Annotated in this window: 1 pseudogene; it reads left to right on the plus strand. The window is 63.5% G+C overall.

Annotation, left to right across the window (positions count from 1 at the left end):
- Positions 1 to 465: pseudogene (locus tag IE123_RS16085) on the plus strand (transposase); the annotation flags it as partial.
- Between the last annotated feature and the right edge of the window lie 142 nt (positions 466 to 607).

The raw sequence follows: 607 nt of genomic DNA on the forward strand, positions 1-607 counted from the left end.
CAAAGCCCATGGGCTGATCCGCACCTGGGATGCCAGCGCCGCCAATGCCCATGACGGTGCACGACTGCCGGACTTGGTCAGCAAGGCCAATACCGGTTCGGGCGTCTGGGCAGACACGGCCTACCGGTCGAAGAAAAACGAGGCTTTCCTGGCGGCAGGCATGTTCAAGAGCCACGTCCACCAGAAGCGCAAGCCGAGGCAGCCGCTGCCCGAGCGGATCGCCAGGGCCAATACCAGACGATCCAAGATCCGCGCCCATGTCGAGCATGTGTTCGCGGGACAGAAACACCGGATGGGGCTCGTCGTGCGCACCATCGGCATCGCCCGCGCCACCATCAAGATCGGCATGGCCAACCTCGNCGCACCATCGGCATCGCCCGCGCCACCATCAAGATCGGCATGGCCAACCTCGTCTATAACTTCCAGCGCCTCGCTTGGCTCGAAGGGCGAGGTGCGCCCGCATAGCGCGAAAACATGGCGCTGAACGGCGCTCCGGACCAGAAAACCAAGGAAACCGGGCCGAAAAGGCCAACCCTCACGTCTCAAAAGCCGCCATCAGACCCCTCGCGCCGCCGTCAAGCCAAAAACAGCCGGTTCTTCGAGGTGT

It is taken from the genome of Kushneria pakistanensis, from assembly GCF_014652795.1.
Taxonomy (GTDB): Bacteria; Pseudomonadota; Gammaproteobacteria; order Pseudomonadales; family Halomonadaceae; genus Kushneria; species Kushneria pakistanensis.